A 16448-nucleotide genomic window follows, 5' to 3' on the forward strand; every position below is an offset into this window, starting at 1 on the left:
CACCATATCGGTGCGTTGCAGGTGCACAGCACCGTTTTAGGGAGAAACCAGTGCCAACCCGCTCGGACAACGCCAAAACACTCTTGGATAATTTGCTGACCGCCGTGATCCTGATGGATGAACGGCTCTGCATCCAGTTCGTCAATCCCGCCGCCGAGCAGCTGCTCTCTCTCAGTGAACGACGGCTGATCGGCATCGAACTACCCCATCTGCTGGAACATATCTCCCTCGACCTGCAACGACTGAAACAGTGCCTCGTTTCAGGGCAGGGCTTTACCGATAGCGAAGTGACTCTGGTGGTAGAGGGAGAACCGCGGTTGGTAGAGCTGAGTGCTACTCCCATGGCCGACCACGAACAGCGTCTGCTGGTCGTGGAGCTTCGCAAGATCGACCAGCAGAAAAAGATCAGTCAGGAGCAGCAGCAGCATGCCCAGCAGCTGGCAGCCAAGGAGCTGGTGCGCGGTCTCGCCCACGAAATCAAGAATCCCCTCGGCGGCCTGCGCGGCGCGGCCCAGCTGCTGCAAAAGGAGCTGCCCGACCCGGCCCTGCGCGAATATACCGGCATCATCATTGAACAGGCCGACCGGCTGCGGGTACTGGTCGATCGGCTGCTCGGCCCCCAGCGCCCAGGCCGCCACCAGATGCACAATGTCCATTCGGTGCTGGAGCAGGTACGCCGACTGGTGGAGCTGGAGCTGCCACCGACGGTGCGCATCGAACGGGATTACGACCCCAGCATCCCCGAATTCGAGATGGAGCCGGATCAGCTGCAGCAGGCGTTTCTTAACATAGTGCGCAACGCCGCCGAAGCGCTGGGCGATCAAACCGGGCTTATCCGCATCAAGACCCGCACCGCGTTCCAGATCACCATCCACGGCCAGCGTTACCGGCTGGCGGCGGAGATCAAGATCATCGACAACGGCCCCGGTATTCCCGATGCCATCCGCGACACCCTGTTCTATCCCATGATCACCGGCAAAGAGGGCGGCACCGGGCTTGGCCTCTCCATCGCCCAGAACCTCATCGACCAGCACAAGGGGAAAATCGACTGCATCAGCTGGCCGGGCCACACCGAATTCACCATTTTTCTACCGCTTCGCAAGTAAGGGAACACCATGACAGCCAAAGTGTGGATCGTCGACGATGACAGCTCTATCCGCTGGGTGCTGGAACGCACCCTAGGCAGCGAAGGCTTCAACTGCGAGAGCTTTGCCGATGGCGAAGCCCTGCTGCACGCCCTTGAGCTGCGCTCGCCCGATGTCATCCTCTCCGATATCCGGATGCCCGGTATCGACGGCCTGAGCCTGCTGGAGCAGATCCACCGCCGTCAGGCCGATCTGCCCATCATCATCATGACCGCCCACTCGGATCTCGACAGCGCGGTCAACGCCTACCAGCGCGGCGCCTTCGAGTACCTGCCCAAACCGTTCGACATCGACGAAGCGGTGACCCTGGTGCGCCGCGCCGAGAATCACCTCAAAGAGCAGCGCACCAAGCGCAAGTCTCGCCAGCAAGAAGCCACCGCTACGCCGGAGATCATCGGTGAAGCGCCGGCGATGCAGGAAGTATTCCGCGCCATCGGCCGTCTCTCGCGTTCCAGCATCTCGGTGCTGATCAACGGCCAGAGCGGTACCGGCAAGGAGCTGGTCGCCCACGCCCTGCACAAGCACAGCCCGCGCGCCCACAAAAACTTTATAGCCCTCAACATGGCGGCCATCCCGAAAGATCTCATCGAATCGGAGCTGTTCGGACACGAAAAGGGGGCCTTCACCGGCGCCAACAACATCCGCCACGGCCGCTTCGAGCAGGCCGACGGCGGCACCCTGTTTCTCGACGAGATCGGCGACATGCCGCTTGATGTGCAAACCCGGCTGCTGCGGGTCTTGGCCGATGGCCAGTTCTACCGGGTCGGTGGCCACCAGCCGGTGCAGGTGGATGTACGGATCATCGCAGCCACCCACCAGAATCTGGAGAAGCGGGTCGCCGATGGCGAGTTTCGCGAGGATCTGTTCCACCGCCTCAACGTCATTCGCATCCATATTCCTGCCCTCAAGGAGCGCCGTGAGGATATTCCCCAGCTGGCCCGTCACTTCCTGTTGCGCGCCGCCAAGGAGCTAAACGTGGAGGCCAAGAGCCTGCATCCGGATACCCAGGCCTATATCAGCCGCCTGCCCTGGCCGGGTAACGTGCGCCAGCTGGAAAACGTCTGCCGCTGGCTCACCGTGATGGCCTCCGGGCAGGAGGTGCTGGTGAGCGATCTTCCCCCCGAGCTGCTTACCCCCATCACCCACAACGCCGAGCCCGGTCAACCGGCGTTGCCCGGTTGCTGGCAACAGCAATTGCAGGAGTGGGTGGCCAGCAAGCTGGCGCTGGGAGAGACAGACATCCTGGCCGATGCCATGCCGCAGTTCGAGCGGATCATGCTGGAGACGGCGCTGGAGCATACCCACGGCCACAAGCAGGAGGCGGCCCGTCTGCTTGGCTGGGGTCGCAACACCCTCACCCGCAAGCTGAAGGAACTCGATCTCTCCTGAGTCCCGGGGAAAAACGATTCCCATCACGCCTTGATAAATCACCGACCAATAAGACCCCGTTTGCCAGCAAACGGGGTATCTTTTTTGAAAGCCCCGCCTAGAATGGCAGGCTTTCAAACCCGACTCGAAGAAGGCGCCATCATGATTGACAGATCTCTCCCCCTGACCGACCTGCACCGCCATCTGGACGGCAACATCCGTCCGCAAACCATCCTCGAGCTGGGTCGCCAACACAATATCCAGCTGCCCGCCTTCGAGCTGGAGGCACTGCGCCCTCACGTACAGATCGTCGAGAACGAGCCGAGCCTGGTCGCCTTCCTGAAGAAGCTGGACTGGGGTGTTGCCGTGCTGGCCGACTATGACGCCTGCCGCCGGGTTGCCTACGAGAACGTGGAAGACCTGCTGCGCGCCGGTATCGACTATGCCGAGCTGCGCTTCAGCCCGGCCTATATGGCGATGACCCACAAGCTGCACCCGCAAGGCGTGGTGGAAGCCATCATCGACGGCGTGGCCGCGGGCAGCCGTGACTTCGGCATCAAGGCCAATCTGATCGGCATCATGAGCCGCACCTTCGGCACCGAGCAGTGCAATCAGGAGCTGGCCGCCTGTCTGGCCCACCGCGACAAGCTGGTCGCCATCGATCTGGCCGGTGACGAGCTGGGCTTCCCGGGGGAACTCTTTGTCGATCACTTCCGCAAGGTGCGCGATGCAAGCATGCGCGTCACCGTGCACGCCGGTGAGGCGGCTGGCCCCGAGAGCATGTGGCAGGCCATTCGCGAGCTGGGTGCCGAGCGTATCGGCCACGGTGTCAAAGCGATTCAGGATCCGGCCCTGATGGCCTATCTGGCCGAGCACCGCATCGGCATCGAATCCTGCCTCACCTCCAACGTCCAGACCACCACGGTGACGAGCCTGACCGAACACCCGATCCGCCAGTTCCTGGCTGCCGGCGTGCTGGCTTGCCTCAACACCGACGACCCGGCGGTGGAAGGGATCGATCTGCCCCACGAATATGAAGTGGCCGCTCCGGCCGCGGGCATGACCGCCAGCGAAATCCGCACCGCTCAGCAGAATGGCCTGACCCTGGCCTTCCTGAGCGATAGCGAGAAAGCAGAACTGAGCGCCCGCGCCGCCAGCCGCTGATTAACATCGGTATTGCAAATAAAAACGGCCCACTTCGGTGGGCCGTTTGCTTTGCGGATTTCTGATGATGAGTCAGCAGGGGCGAGCTGGCAGATAGCAAAAGGCCCAAACCGTGTTTGGGCCTTGGCTGATGGCAGTACAGGGGAAAACTACTCCCGCTCCTTGTCACGCTCCAGCGCCCGCTCCACCAGCGGCTCGGGCAGGCTCTTGGTCACCTCCACCCCCAGCTCGCGGAAACGCTCGACCTGCGCAATCAGGTTGCCACGGCCGTTGACCAGCCGCCCCATCGCCTTGTCGTAGCTCTCCTGCGCCTTGTGCAGGCTGCCGCCCATCTGCTGCATCTCCTCGACAAACAGCCGCAGCTTTTCGTAGAGGCGACCGGCCCGTTCGGCAATCTGGCGGGCATTCTGGTTCTGCCGCTCGTAGCGCCACAGGTTCTCGATGGTGCGCAGCGCCACCATGAGATTGGTGGGGCTCACCAGCAGGATATTGTTGTCGAGACCGTAACGCACCAGCGAGGGATCGGCCTCCATCGCGGTGAGGAAGGCGGGCTCCACCGCCACGAACATCAGCACATAGTCGAGGGTACGCACCCCGGGCAACTGCTGGTAATCCTTGCGGCCCAGCTCGCGGATATGATTGCGCACCGAGGCGACGTGCTCTTTCAGCGCCACCGCCTTCTCCAGCTCGTCATCGGCGTTGTACCAGCGCTCGTAGGCGGTCAGCGACACCTTGGCGTCGATGATGATGTCCTTCTCCTGCGGCAAGTGGACGATCACGTCGGGCTGGTAGCGCTTGCCCTTCTCCACCTCGATATTGACCTGGGTGTGGTATTCGTGACCTTCGCGCAGACCGCACTCGCTGAGGATCCGCGCCAGCACCACTTCACCCCAGTTGCCCTGCTGCTTGCTGTCGCCCTTGAGGGCGCGGGTCAGGGCCGCGGCCTCTTCGGTCATGCGGGCATTGAGCTCGGCGAGGCGCTCCAGCTCGAACTTGAGACTGTGGCGCTGGGCCGTCTCCTGCGCGTGGGTCTCCCCTACCTGACGGCGGAAACCCTCCAGCTGCTCCTTGAGTGGAGTGAGCAGCAGATCGAGGCTGTTCTGGTTGAGTTCACGGAAGTTACCGGAGTTTTGCTCGAAGATCCGGTTGGCAAGGTTCTCGAACTGCTGGCTGAGGCGCAGCTCCGCCTCCTGTTGCAGTTGCAGCTTCTCGGCGGCGGCCAACCGTTCGCTGCGCAGGGTTGCTTCCGCATCCTTGAGACGGGCGGTGAGCTTGATGAGCAGGGTCTGCTGCTGATCCAGCTTCTGCTGCCCCTGTTGCCGCTCATCCTGCAACTCGTCAAAACGCTCCTGCAGCGCCTGATAACGCTCCTGTGCCAGCAGCAGCTCCTGAGTCTGCGCCGTGCTGCTGCGCCGGCCAATCAGCCAGCCTGTTCCGAGTGCCAGCAGGGCGGCTGGCAGCAGGATGACCCAGAGCCCGGGCTCGATCATTTACGGCTCCGCTGACGCAGGAAGAGTTCGAGATAGCGGTTGGCCAGCAGCCAGAGCAGCACGTAGATGAGGTAGGCGGCGAGCACCACCCACTTGTGGCTGTTGACCCCGGTATCGAGCTCAACGAACTCGATGCCCTTGATGCGGCAGTAGCCCCACATCAGCAGGGGAAAGATATAGAGCAGGGACGAACGCCAGAGAAATAACCACATATGTTTTCATTCAATCACGGAAAAGAGACCCGCCTAGCTTACACAAGGGCAACAGCCCTTGCGATCCTGACGGCTGCTATTCTCTGGCCTGCCCTCGCAAACTTCGATAAAATTAACCCCTAATAGGTATCAGGGGTGGGCATGACTCATTATTTCCTCCGTTGGCTGACACAAGGTTGGCAAGCTTCACGCAAACCCGCGGTGGTTTGCCATGAAGCGCGCCCGCCGTGGGCGATCGAGGAGTCCCAGTACCTCACCCTCTGCACCCGCTGTGGCGAGTGTTTCAAGGCCTGTCCGCGCGGTCTGCTCAAACCGGCCACCCAGGAGGAGTACGAGGGGAGCCCGATTGCCGGCACCCCGGTGCTCGATCTCGCCTGCGGCCAGTGCAGCTATTGCGGCAGCTGCGCCAGAGCCTGTCCGACCGGAGCACTCGACTTGCAACTGGGCCGTCAGGTGCAGACCCGGGTCCAGATTGAAGAGAGCTGTCAGGCCCGTCAGGGCTTCTACTGCCTGCTCTGTGAAGATGCCTGCCCCCAGCAGGCAATCAAGGCCACAGCCGATGGCATCAACGTCAACATGGATGCCTGCAATGGCTGCGGTGCCTGCGGCCTCGCCTGTCTGCACGGCGCCATCACCCTGATCCGCCAGCCGGGCAATCGCTGACAAACAAAAGGGGCCATCAGGCCCCTTTCCTTTCTGTTCTTGCTTCCAGCCCATCAGGCCATCGCCAGAATGGACTCCTGCTCGATGCCCAGCAGATGGCAAAGACGGTTCGGATCGCGTACCGCATCGGCCAGGGTGTACTCACCCAGCACTTCGAGGAAGGCGTTCATGGCGCGGCGCAAAATGCCCTGAATGCGGCAGCCACCGGAGAGACGGCAGTTCTCGCGCTTGCAGTCGACCGGACAGAGCACGTGCTCCATGTCCATCACCACATCGCGCAGGTTGATGGAGACCGCGGAGCGACCGAGCCGGATACCGCCATGCTTGCCACGCACCGTTTCGATGTACCCTTTGATGCCGAGCTGGTGCACTATCTTGACCACGTGGTTGCGAGAGATGCCGAAGGTATCGGCCACTTCGGTAATGGTCGACAGGCGATCGCCCGGCTGCACCGCCAGGAAGGTCAGGGTACGCAGGGCGTAGTCGGTAAATCGTGTCAGTTGCATGGTCGCACTTGCCTCTTACTACAAGCCAGGAATAAGGACGACAACATTGAGCTAAGAGGCAGGAGACAACCGGTTTGCCTCTGTCCACCAGAGGGGGGCCTGTCTCTTAATCTGAGTTGCGGAGTGACAAGGTTAAGAGCAGCACAACCGGGTGTCGATGAAGATGCACATAAATCGACACTTTCTTTGATTGATCGCAAACTTGCCGGGTTAGCCCGGCGTTTGCCTCCATTCTGGCGGCTAAATTTCCCGAAATTCCTCGCTGCCGCCCCCAACACACAAGAGGGGAAATCCCCCTTCGAACAGTGAATGAACAGGGCATCAGTGGGGCTGCTTCAGCCAGTTTTTCAGCGCGACCGAGGGGATGGAACTCTCGGAGGCGACAGCAAACGCGCCCCAGTCCACCGCACACTGCAAGGCATCCTTGATCGCCATGCCTCGTGCCAGACCATGGATCAATCCGCCAGCGAAAGCATCCCCTGCCCCCGTGGTATCGACCACCGAGACTGGCCGGGCGGCGACCCTGATCTGCTCCTCACCATGGATGGCCACTGCGCCCGCCTTGCCTTCGGTCAACACCAGCCACTCGAGCTGTTCCCCCGCCAGCTGACGGGCGTGTTGCCAGGGGTCGCTCACCTCGCCGAGATCGGAGCGAGAGGCCACCAGCACGTGGCAGGGACGGCGCGCTTGGCCACCCTTGGGATACTGGGCCACCACGAAGCTCTTGCCGAGCATCTGGCGCATGTAGCTGATGATGGCGGTACCGGGATAGTTCACGTAGAGGCAGTCGATCCCCTCCAGCGGCAGATCACCGGGCAGATCGGGGCGTCGTGGGCGGCGCAGTATGGTGCGCTCGCCGGTGGAGTCCACCAGGATCAGCAGCTCACCGGTCTCGCCGCCAAAGCGCTCCACATGGCTGCAATCCAGCCCGTAACCGGCCGCCTGCTCCAGCAGCCAGTCGCCGGTCTCGTCCAACCCGATGCGGGAGGCGATGGTCACCTCGTGACCTGCCCACACCAGCCCGATGCCGGTATTGGCTGCGCCGCCCCCCAACCTGCGCCCCTGATCCACATATTGCAGCCGGGCCCCCGCCACCAGCGGTTCGGAGAGGGATAGCACATGATCACAGTTGAGATTGGCAAGCAGCAGAATGCGGGACATAGAGACCTCGGACGATGGAGATAGCCCAAAAGAGACAGGCTGAACCCCGAGTAGAGCCCAGCCTGACAGAAGAGACAACCGGCAGCGATCGGGAATCCGATCGGGATCAATAGATGGGCAGCTCTACCCCGGCCAGCAGCTCGTCGATGCGCGCCTGGGTCGGTTGCTGCATCACGCTCTGGATCACCTCCTTGGTGAGGTGGGGCGAGAAGGAGCTGATGAAGTCATACATGTAGTTCTGCAGCAGGATGCTCTTGCTGAAGCAGATCTGGGCAGGGCAGGGCTTGAACAGGTGCTCCAGATTGATGGAGACCAGCCCGGGGCTGTCGGTGTCGTTGGCCACCAGCGAGGAGATGATGCCGATGCCAAAACCCAGCTCCACATAGCGCTTGATCACTCCGGCATCCATTACCGTCATGTAGTAGCTCGGGGTCAGCCCCGCCGCCTGAAACACCTCGTCCTGCACCTGCCGACCGGTGGCTCCGCTCTCGTAACTGAGGATCGGGTAGTGGCAGAGCTGCTCCAGCGTCGGCGTCTTCACCTTGGCCAGCGGGTGATCCTGCGGCACCACCAGCGAGAGGGTCCAAAGGTAGGCGGGCAGCGCGATCAGCTCCTTGTCGAAGCCAATCTCGTGGGCAACGATGGAAAAATCGGAGTAGCCCTTGCTGATCTGCTCCTTGCTCGCCGACATCACCGGATGGAGGTGGAACGAGATCTTGGGGTACTTCTTGGTGAAGTAGGTAACCGATTTGGGCAGCAGATAGCGGGCGATGGTGTGGGTAGTGTGGATGTTGAGGGTGCCCACGGTCGGATCCAGATACTCGCGGGAGATCGCCTTGATCTTGCTCTCGATGTTGAGCATCGCCTCGGCACACTTGATGATCTCCTCGCCTACCGGGGTAATGCGGTGCAGATGCTTGCCACGGCGCTCGAAGATCCGCACTCCCAGCTCGCTCTCCAGCAGGCCGATCTGCTTGCTGACCCCGGGCTGGCTGGTATAGAGCGCATCGGATGCCACCGAGACGTTGAGGTTGTGGTCCCGGATCGCGATCAAGTACTTCAATTGCTGTAGTTTCAAGGCTTCACCCTCTCAAGCTGGTGCGGCGATCACGCCAGACAAACAGGCCGCCACAAAGGGCGGCCAGTGTATCATCCGAACCCGACATCGCAGCGCTTGATCCTTCATTTTGCTACAAAATCTAGCACCCGAAGGGGGTCGCTGACAAACCGGGCTCAGGCCGCGCCGGCCCGCAGCGGCAGGATCCCCAAAAACTGCAGCAACCACTGCATCATGGTGGTCGAATCCACCTCCCCCTCAAGCGAGGAGAGGCTGCTCTGGTAACGCTCGTCGGGCAGCAGGCCACGGCGCCGTTCGATCAGCGCCCGGTTGTACTCCACCGAGAACTCCGGGTGCCCCTGAATGGCCACTATGTTGTCCCCCTGCAGGAACATGAAGTTGGGACAAAAATCGTTGCCCGCCAGCCGGGTTGCTCCGGGTGGCAGCAGCGCCACCTGATCCTGATGGCTCGCCAGAATGCGGATATGATCCCGCGCCGGCGCCATCCAGGGGGCATCTTCCAGCATGGGGTGAACCGATACCCCCAGCCCCCACCCCTTGGTGGATTTCACCACTTCACCCCCCAGCGCCTGGGCGATCACCTGATGGCCGAAACAGATCCCGGCCAGCTTGACGTCGGCATCATGGGCACGGCGGATCCAGCCGCGCAGCGCCTGGATCCAGGGGATATCGCTGTAGGCGTCGTGGCGCGAACCAGTGATGAGCCAGGCATCGCACTCATGCATATCCTCCGGCAACTCGCCATCGATGGCTGACCAGACCCGAAACTCCAGCTCGGGTGCCAGCGGCTGAAACCCCCTGATAAACATCTCGGAGTAGACGGGGCCAAAACAATCCGCCAGATCGGGATCCAGCCGGTCACAATCGAGAATTCCCAATCGCATCTGTTGCTCCTTTACAGAAGTGCCCCCGCAGACCAGCGATCTGCGGGGGCAAGAGAATCAAGTCATGGTAGCGAGCCTTGGGCTCACTTCATGGTTGGCATGGAGAATTCGGCACCACTGCGCAGGCTCTGTGGCCAGCGCGCCGTGACCGTCTTCATCCGGGTATAAAAGCGAACCCCATCCGGCCCGTGCATGTTGAGCGGCCCGAAGATGGAGCGCTTCCAGCCGCCAAAGCTGTGAAACGCCATCGGCACCGGAATGGGGACGTTCACCCCTACCATACCGACCTGCACCCGCGCCGTGAAGTCCCGCGCGGTGTCACCATCACAGGTAAAGATGGCGGTACCGTTGCCATACTCGTGTTCGTTGATAAGGCGCAGCGCCGTCTCGTAGTCCGGCACCCGCACGATGGAGAGCACAGGGCCGAAGATCTCCTCGCGGTAGATGCGCATCTCGGGGGTCACCTGGTCAAACAGGCAGCCACCGATGAAGTAACCCTCGTCGTGGCTCAGCGTGCGACCATCGACCCGCAGCGCGGCCCCTTCGGCCACCCCCTGATCCACGTAGCCGCGCACCTTGGCCAGATGCTCCTTGCTGATGAGCGGCCCCATTTCGTTCTCCGGGCTCTGGCCCAGCCCCGGACCCACCCGCAGTTTTTCCACCAGCGGCGTCAGCTTGGCCGCCAGCGCATCGGCGGTCTCGTCACCCACCACCACGGCCACCGAAATAGCCATGCAGCGCTCACCCGCCGCCCCATAAGCAGCCCCCATCAGGGCGGAGACCGCCTGATCGAGGTCCGCATCCGGCATCACCACCATGTGATTCTTGGCGCCGCCCAACGCCTGCACCCGTTTGCCGTGGGCAGAGGCGGTGGCATAGATGTACTGTGCGATGGGGGTGGAGCCGACAAACGACACGGCACCTACTCGCGGGTCGGTAAGCAGCACATCCACCACCTCCTTGTCACCGTTCACCACGTTGAGCACGCCGTCCGGCAGACCGGCCTCCTTGAGCAGCTCGGCCATCCGCAGCGAGAGGGAGGGATCCTTCTCGGAGGGTTTGAGAATAAAAGTATTGCCGCAGGCGATGGCGACCGGGAACATCCAGAGCGGCACCATGGCCGGGAAGTTGAACGGGGTGATACCGGCGCAGACCCCGACCGGCTGCATCATGGAGTAGCTGTCCACCCCGCGGCCGACGTTGAGGGAGTGCTCCCCCTTGAGCAGATGGGGGATGCCGCAGGCAAACTCCACCACTTCCAGCCCGCGGGTCAGCTCACCCTGCGCATCGGAGAAGACCTTGCCGTGCTCGCGACTGATGAGCTGGGCCAGCTCATCTCTGTGCTGCTCCATCAACTCCTTGAAGCGGAAAAAGACCCGGGCCCGCACCAGCGGCGGGGTTTGCGACCAGTCGGCAAAGGCGCGCTCGGCGATGGCGATCGCCTCCTGACACTCGGCGGCGCTGGAAAGCCCCACGCTCCCCTGTTGCTTGCCACAGGCGGGATTGAAGATGGCCCCTTGCCGCTCGCTGCGACTCTCCTGCGGTTGGCCGTTGATGAAGTTGCTGACCCTGTATGTCATGTATCCTCCGTGATGACTGATGTCGTGGTGGCGCAGCGCTCGTCAACACGAGGCAACGCAAGGCCCCGCCAGAGCAGGGCCACCAAATGGGTTAGGGTTGGGCCTGCAGGGCATCCTGCAGCAGGGTGAAGAGGTCGTCGATCTGGCTGCGCTCGATGATGAGGGGTGGCGACAGGGCGATGATGTCGCCGGTGACCCGGATCAACGCACCTTTCTCGAAGCAGCGGACAAACACCTCGTAGGCGCGCTTGCCAGGCGCATCCGGCATGGACTCCAGCTCGATGCCCGCTACCAGCCCATAATTGCGCACATCCTTCACATGCTTGCAGCCCTTCAGCGAATGGGCCGCCTCCTCCCAGTAGCCCGCCAGATCGGCGGCGCGGCTGAGCAGGTTCTCGTTGCGATAGATCTCGAGGGTCGCCAGACCCGCAGCAGCAGCCACCGGATGGCCGGAGTAGGTGTAGCCGTGGAAGAGCTCTATGGCCCCCTTGCCTGCCGTCATCATGTCGTCATAAATGTGCTTCTGCACCAGCACCGCCCCCATCGGGATAGCGCCGTTGGTGAGCCCCTTGGCGCAGGTGATCATGTCGGGGATGACATCGAACTCCTGGGCGGCAAAGGGGGAGCCGAGGCGGCCGAAACCGGTGATCACCTCGTCAAAAATCAGCAGGATGCCATGCTTGGTACAGATCTCCCGCAGCCGCTTGAGGTAGCCTTTGGGGGGCATCAGCACGCCAGTACTGCCAGCGATGGGTTCGACGATCACCGCCGCGATATTGCTGGCATCGTGCAGAAAGACGATCTTCTCCAGCTCGTCGGCCAGCGCCACATCCTCCTCGGGCAGCCCTTTGGTGAAGGCGTTTTTGGCGATGTTGAGGGTATGGGGCAGATGATCCACCCCGGTCAGCAGGGAGCCGAACCACTTGCGGTTGCCGGGAATGCCCCCCACCGAGATGCCACCGAAACCGACCCCGTGGTAACCACGCTCGCGGCCAATCAGCCGGGTGCGTGTGCCCTGACCGCGGGCCCGCTGCCAGGCCAACGCAATCTTGAGCGCGGTATCGACCGACTCGGAGCCGGAGTTGGTATAGAAGACGTGACCGAACCCCTTGGGGGCGATCTCCACCAGCTTGTTGGCCAGCTCGAACGGCAGGGGGTGGCCCATCTGGAAAGTGGGGGCAAAATCGAGGTGGGAAATCTGCTGGGAGACCGCCTCGGCAATCTCGCGCCGACCATGGCCCGCGTTGCAACACCAGAGTCCGGCAGTGCCATCCAGTATCTTGCGGCCATCCTCTGAGTGATAATACATCCCCTCCGCCGACTTCAGGATGCGCGGCGCCGCCTTGAACTGCTGGTTGGCGGTGAACGGCATCCAGAAGGCGGACATGTCGGAGGGGGTATTGATGTCGCTGATCGGTTTCATGGTCACCTCATCCTTAAGGTGTTTAGCAACTATCGGCCATTGCCTATTAAATTAAACACCTGAATCCTTAAAAAAGGGCTCATTATGGCCCTATCTGATCTCACCCCAACTAGCTGTGCTAAACGGGGTGGTATAAGATATTTAACACAAATTTAATAATAGTAAACAGTCAAGGAGTGTCTATCGATGGATATCGGCCACCGCCTCAAGGCGGTTCGCACCAAAGCCGGCCTCTCCCAGCGCGAGCTGGCCAAACGCTCCGGCGTAACCAACGGATTCATCTCCCAGATCGAGAAAAATCAGGTGAGCCCGTCGGTTGCCTCCCTGCGCAAGGTGCTGGAAGGGATCCCCATGTCGCTGGCCAGCTTCTTTACCGACGAGACCGAAATGGACTCCGAAGTGGTCTTTCGCGCCGCCGATATGCCGGATCTCGGCACCCATCCCATCAGTTACCGACTGGTAGGCCACAGCCGTGCCAACCGCGCCATCGGCATGATGCAGGAGATCCTGCCTGCCGGAGCCGACACCGGTGACGACATGCTGAGCCACGAGGGTGAAGAGTGCGGCATCGTCATCAAGGGCGAGGTTGAGGTGACCGTCGGCGAGCAGATCTACCTGCTGACGCCGGGCGATGGCTACTACTTCGACAGCCGAACCCCCCACCGTTTTCGCAACGTGGGCGAGCAGGAGTGCGTGCTGATTTCAGCCAATACTCCCGCCAGTTTCTAACTGACTGGCATCGGTTAAAAACAGCCCAATGTTTAATGAATTGTTACAAAATGGATTTACAAGCGGCAGGATGTTTAGCATATTGATACGCGGATAGTGACTTTTGCCGGTTCAAGGAGTGAACATGAGTGACCTGACCCTGGCCCAGTGGCAACACAAGGCCTCCCACCTGACCCTGCCCTCGCAAGCCTTTATCGATGGCAGCTATCGGGATGCCATCAATGGCGCCACCTTCGACTGCATCAACCCGGCCAACGGCAAGCTGCTGACCAAAGTGGCCGCCTGCGACGCCGCCGATGCCGAGTTGGCGGTACAGGCCGCTCGTGCCGCATTCGATGATAAACGCTGGAGCGGCCTGCCACCGAAACAGCGCAAGCAGATCATGCAGCGCTTCGCCGAACTGATGCGCCTCAACAAACTGGAGCTGGCGCTGCTGGAGTCGCTGGACATGGGCAAACCTATCGGCGATGCCATGGGCTATGACGCTCCGGCCGCTGCCAACTGCATCGCCTGGAACGCCGAAGCGATCGACAAGATTTACGATCAGGTCGCACCGGTCGAGGAATCGGCACTGGCGCTGGTAACCCGCGAACCACTCGGGGTGGTCGCCGCCATCGTGCCGTGGAACTTCCCGCTGGTGATGGCCTGCTGGAAGCTGGGCCCGGCGCTCGCCACCGGCAACTCGGTGATCCTCAAGCCTTCCGAAAAGTCCCCCCTGACCGCCCTGCGCATCGCGGGTCTGGCCAAGGAGGCGGGTATTCCCGACGGCGTATTCAACGTGCTGCCCGGCTTTGGCCATACCGTAGGCGAGGCGCTGGCCATGCACATGGATGTGGATTGCATCACCTTCACCGGTTCCACCAAAATCGGCAAGCATCTGGTGGAGTGCTCTGGCAAGTCCAACCTCAAGCGCGCCTTTATGGAGTGCGGCGGCAAGAGCCCCAACATCATTCTGGCTGACGTGCCCGATCTGGACGCTGCCGCCAGAAGCGCCGCAGGTGCCATCTTCTACAACCAGGGCGAGGTATGTACCGCCGCCTCCCGGCTGCTGGTGCAAAACAGCATCAAGCCGCAATTTATGGAGCGACTGCTGGCCCATGCCCGCGAGTGGATCTCGGCCAACCCGCTCGACCCCGCTACCCGCATCGGCGCCATGGTGGATCACATCCAGATGGAGCAGGTGCTGCGCTATATCGAAATTGGCAAACAGGAGGGGGCCAAGCTGCTGCTGGGGGGCAACCGCACCAACACAGTGAGCGGCGGCTTCTATATCGAACCCACTATTTTCGATGAAGTCACTCCGCAGATGCGTATCTTCCGCGAGGAGATCTTCGGCCCGGTGCTGGCTGTGACCGGCTTCGATACGCTGGAGGAGGCTATCGCGCTCGGCAACGATACTGACTACGGACTGGCCGCGGCAATCTGGACGGCGGATCTCAACAAGGCGGTCAAGGGCTCACGCGCCCTGCGCGCCGGCACCGTCTTCGTCAACAACTGGGATGGCGGCGACATGACCATGCCGTTTGGCGGCTTCAAACAGTCCGGCAACGGTCGCGACAAGTCGCTGCACGCGCTGGAGAAATATACCGAGCTGAAAAGTACCTGGATCCAGCTCGAATAAGGGGATAAACAGCCATCATCATCAGCTAGGGGGGAGAAATCCCCCCTTTTGCATTTCGGTCTTCCATCAGGCGGCACAATCGATATAATCATCAAATAAGCAAGCCATTAAATATAAAGACAAAAATGCTATTTTTTCTGGGAAGTGTCCTGTTTCTGGTGATCGGTTTGCCCCTGCTCTTCTTCGTGCTGGGGCACGGCGAGGCCTACGTGACCTGGGGCCCCTGGATCTCCGCTATCGCCCTGATGCTGTGGCTGTTGATGGATGTGGACAAGATCCGCCGCGGTAAAGGCTGATCCCCCTCCTCCCCCAGACTTCGCTTTATTCGCTTCTTTCCCCGCACAAGGATCGCTACACTGATTTCTTGCGATGTTTTTCCAACATCTGCACTCCAGTGAAGGCTATCTGCATGTCGCAACAGACCCAGCGCGAGGGGATCATCTACGCCCTGAGCGCCTATACCCTATGGGGCATAGCCCCGATCTATTTCAAAACCATTGCCGCCGTGCCGGCCATCGAGATCCTCACCCACAGGGTGATCTGGTCCTGCGCCCTGCTGATGGTACTGGTACTGCTGGGCCGCCAGTGGCACAAGGTGCAGGCGGTGCTGCGTCGGCCGAAAGTGCTGCTTACCCTCGCCTTTACCTCCTTCACGGTGGGGGGCAACTGGCTGCTCTTCATCTGGGCCATCAACAATGGCCATATGCTGGATGCCAGCCTCGGCTACTACATCAATCCGCTGTTCAACGTGCTGCTGGGTATGTTGTTCCTGAGCGAGAAGCTGCGCCGCCTGCAGTGGTGGGCGGTCGCCCTCGCCTTTATCGGGGTGGCAATCCAGCTCATCGCCTTCGGCTCCCTGCCCTGGATCGCGCTGGTGCTGGCCTCGAGCTTTGCTCTGTATGGTCTGGTGCGCAAAAAGCTGGCCCTCGATGCACTCACCGGCCTGCTGCTGGAGACACTCATCATGCTGCCAGCGGCCGCCTTCTACCTGTGGGGCATCGCCGACAGCCCGACCAGCCACATGACGGAGAACGGCTGGCAGCTCAACCTGCTGCTGATCGCCGCCGGCGCCGTCACCACGGCTCCACTGCTCTGCTTCACCGCGGCGGCCACCCGGCTCAAGCTCTCCACCCTGGGTTTCTTCCAGTACATAGGCCCCAGCATGATGTTCATCCTGGCCGTCACCCTTTACGGTGAGGCGCTGGCAATGGACAAGCTCATCACCTTCGCCTGCATCTGGAGCGCGCTGGTGATTTTTACGCTGGATGGGCTGCGCAGCGGCAACACCAAGTCTGCACCGACCAAAGAGTAAACCCTGTCATCCTGCCCCGGCCGTCGTGCCGGGGCAAACCTCGGCAGCAGAACTTTTCTCATCATCTCACGCCAGTCACGATTGAATCACCTTCCTGATAATGACGCTATGC

16 protein-coding genes are annotated in these 16448 nt (G+C 61.4%); 8 read left to right on the forward strand and 8 right to left on the reverse strand.

Features of this window, described 5'->3' with window-relative positions; all coding sequences use genetic code 11:
* Positions 1–50: 50 nt before the first annotated feature.
* The 3 genes from glnL (at position 51) to add (ending at position 3677) form a co-directional block, all read left to right on the forward strand.
* On the forward strand, positions 51–1106 hold the full coding sequence (glnL, locus tag I6L40_RS01320) for a nitrogen regulation protein NR(II) (RefSeq protein WP_043850701.1): 1056 nt from the start codon (positions 51–53) through the stop codon (positions 1104–1106).
* 9 nt (positions 1107–1115) lie between these two features.
* Entirely contained in the window at positions 1116–2534 is a 1419-nt protein-coding gene (gene glnG / locus I6L40_RS01325; protein ID WP_041209491.1) for a nitrogen regulation protein NR(I), read from the forward strand.
* 141 nt (positions 2535–2675) lie between these two features.
* The gene (gene add, locus I6L40_RS01330; RefSeq protein ID WP_216994885.1) at positions 2676–3677 is read left to right on the forward strand and encodes an adenosine deaminase; all 1002 of its coding nucleotides are present in this window, start codon (positions 2676–2678) and stop codon (positions 3675–3677) included.
* 149 nt (positions 3678–3826) lie between these two features.
* On the opposite strand, the gene rmuC is transcribed toward add, so the two are convergent.
* Together rmuC and I6L40_RS01340 are read right to left on the reverse strand one after the other, a co-directional pair.
* On the reverse strand, positions 3827–5167 hold the full coding sequence (rmuC, locus tag I6L40_RS01335) for a DNA recombination protein RmuC (RefSeq protein ID WP_216994886.1): 1341 nt from the start codon (positions 5165–5167) through the stop codon (positions 3827–3829).
* Entirely contained in the window at positions 5164–5379 is a 216-nt protein-coding gene (locus tag I6L40_RS01340; protein WP_033114762.1) for a hypothetical protein, read from the reverse strand. The genes rmuC and I6L40_RS01340 overlap by 4 nt, the downstream gene beginning before the upstream one ends.
* 141 nt (positions 5380–5520) lie before the next feature.
* Between I6L40_RS01340 and I6L40_RS01345 the strand changes: the two genes are divergently transcribed.
* On the forward strand, positions 5521–6042 hold the full coding sequence (locus I6L40_RS01345) for a ferredoxin-type protein NapF (protein WP_033114761.1): 522 nt from the start codon (positions 5521–5523) through the stop codon (positions 6040–6042).
* Between the two features lie 53 nt (positions 6043–6095).
* Here I6L40_RS01345 and I6L40_RS01350 read toward each other — a convergent pair whose 3' ends face one another.
* The 6 genes from I6L40_RS01350 to I6L40_RS01375 form a co-directional block, all read right to left on the reverse strand.
* Entirely contained in the window at positions 6096–6548 is a 453-nt protein-coding gene (locus I6L40_RS01350; RefSeq protein ID WP_033114760.1) for an Rrf2 family transcriptional regulator, read from the reverse strand.
* 321 nt (positions 6549–6869) lie between these two features.
* Positions 6870–7709, reverse strand: a complete 840-nt coding sequence (locus I6L40_RS01355; protein WP_019445767.1) for a PfkB family carbohydrate kinase — start codon at positions 7707–7709, stop codon at positions 6870–6872.
* 106 nt (positions 7710–7815) lie between these two features.
* Entirely contained in the window at positions 7816–8787 is a 972-nt protein-coding gene (locus I6L40_RS01360; RefSeq protein WP_216994887.1) for a LysR substrate-binding domain-containing protein, read from the reverse strand.
* A 155-nt stretch (positions 8788–8942) separates the two neighbouring features.
* Positions 8943–9671 carry a glutamine amidotransferase gene (locus I6L40_RS01365; RefSeq protein WP_216994888.1) on the reverse strand — a complete coding sequence of 243 codons (729 nt, stop codon included), beginning with the start codon at positions 9669–9671 and terminating at the stop codon, positions 8943–8945.
* An 83-nt stretch (positions 9672–9754) separates the two neighbouring features.
* Positions 9755–11251, reverse strand: coding sequence for a CoA-acylating methylmalonate-semialdehyde dehydrogenase (locus I6L40_RS01370; protein WP_201913327.1), 1497 nt, complete (start codon positions 11249–11251; stop codon positions 9755–9757).
* Positions 11252–11342: 91 nt separating this feature from the next.
* On the reverse strand, positions 11343–12674 hold the full coding sequence (locus I6L40_RS01375) for an aspartate aminotransferase family protein (RefSeq protein WP_204384684.1): 1332 nt from the start codon (positions 12672–12674) through the stop codon (positions 11343–11345).
* 186 nt (positions 12675–12860) lie between these two features.
* Between I6L40_RS01375 and I6L40_RS01380 the strand changes: the two genes are divergently transcribed.
* From I6L40_RS01380 to rarD, 4 genes are all read left to right on the forward strand, one after another.
* Positions 12861–13403, forward strand: a complete 543-nt coding sequence (locus tag I6L40_RS01380; protein WP_041209486.1) for a cupin domain-containing protein — start codon at positions 12861–12863, stop codon at positions 13401–13403.
* A gap of 124 nt (positions 13404–13527) precedes the next feature.
* Positions 13528–15024: an aldehyde dehydrogenase gene (locus I6L40_RS01385; protein WP_043850693.1), complete on the forward strand. Its 1497-nt coding sequence runs from the start codon at positions 13528–13530 to the stop codon at positions 15022–15024.
* A 125-nt stretch (positions 15025–15149) separates the two neighbouring features.
* Positions 15150–15320, forward strand: coding sequence for a hypothetical protein (locus I6L40_RS01390; protein ID WP_005341999.1), 171 nt, complete (start codon positions 15150–15152; stop codon positions 15318–15320).
* A gap of 113 nt (positions 15321–15433) precedes the next feature.
* Positions 15434–16336, forward strand: coding sequence for an EamA family transporter RarD (rarD, locus tag I6L40_RS01395; RefSeq protein ID WP_071913728.1), 903 nt, complete (start codon positions 15434–15436; stop codon positions 16334–16336).
* Positions 16337–16448 lie beyond the last annotated feature (112 nt).

Origin of the sequence: Aeromonas sp. FDAARGOS 1410 (assembly GCF_019048745.1) — a bacterium.
GTDB lineage: Bacteria > Pseudomonadota > Gammaproteobacteria > Enterobacterales > Aeromonadaceae > Aeromonas > Aeromonas jandaei.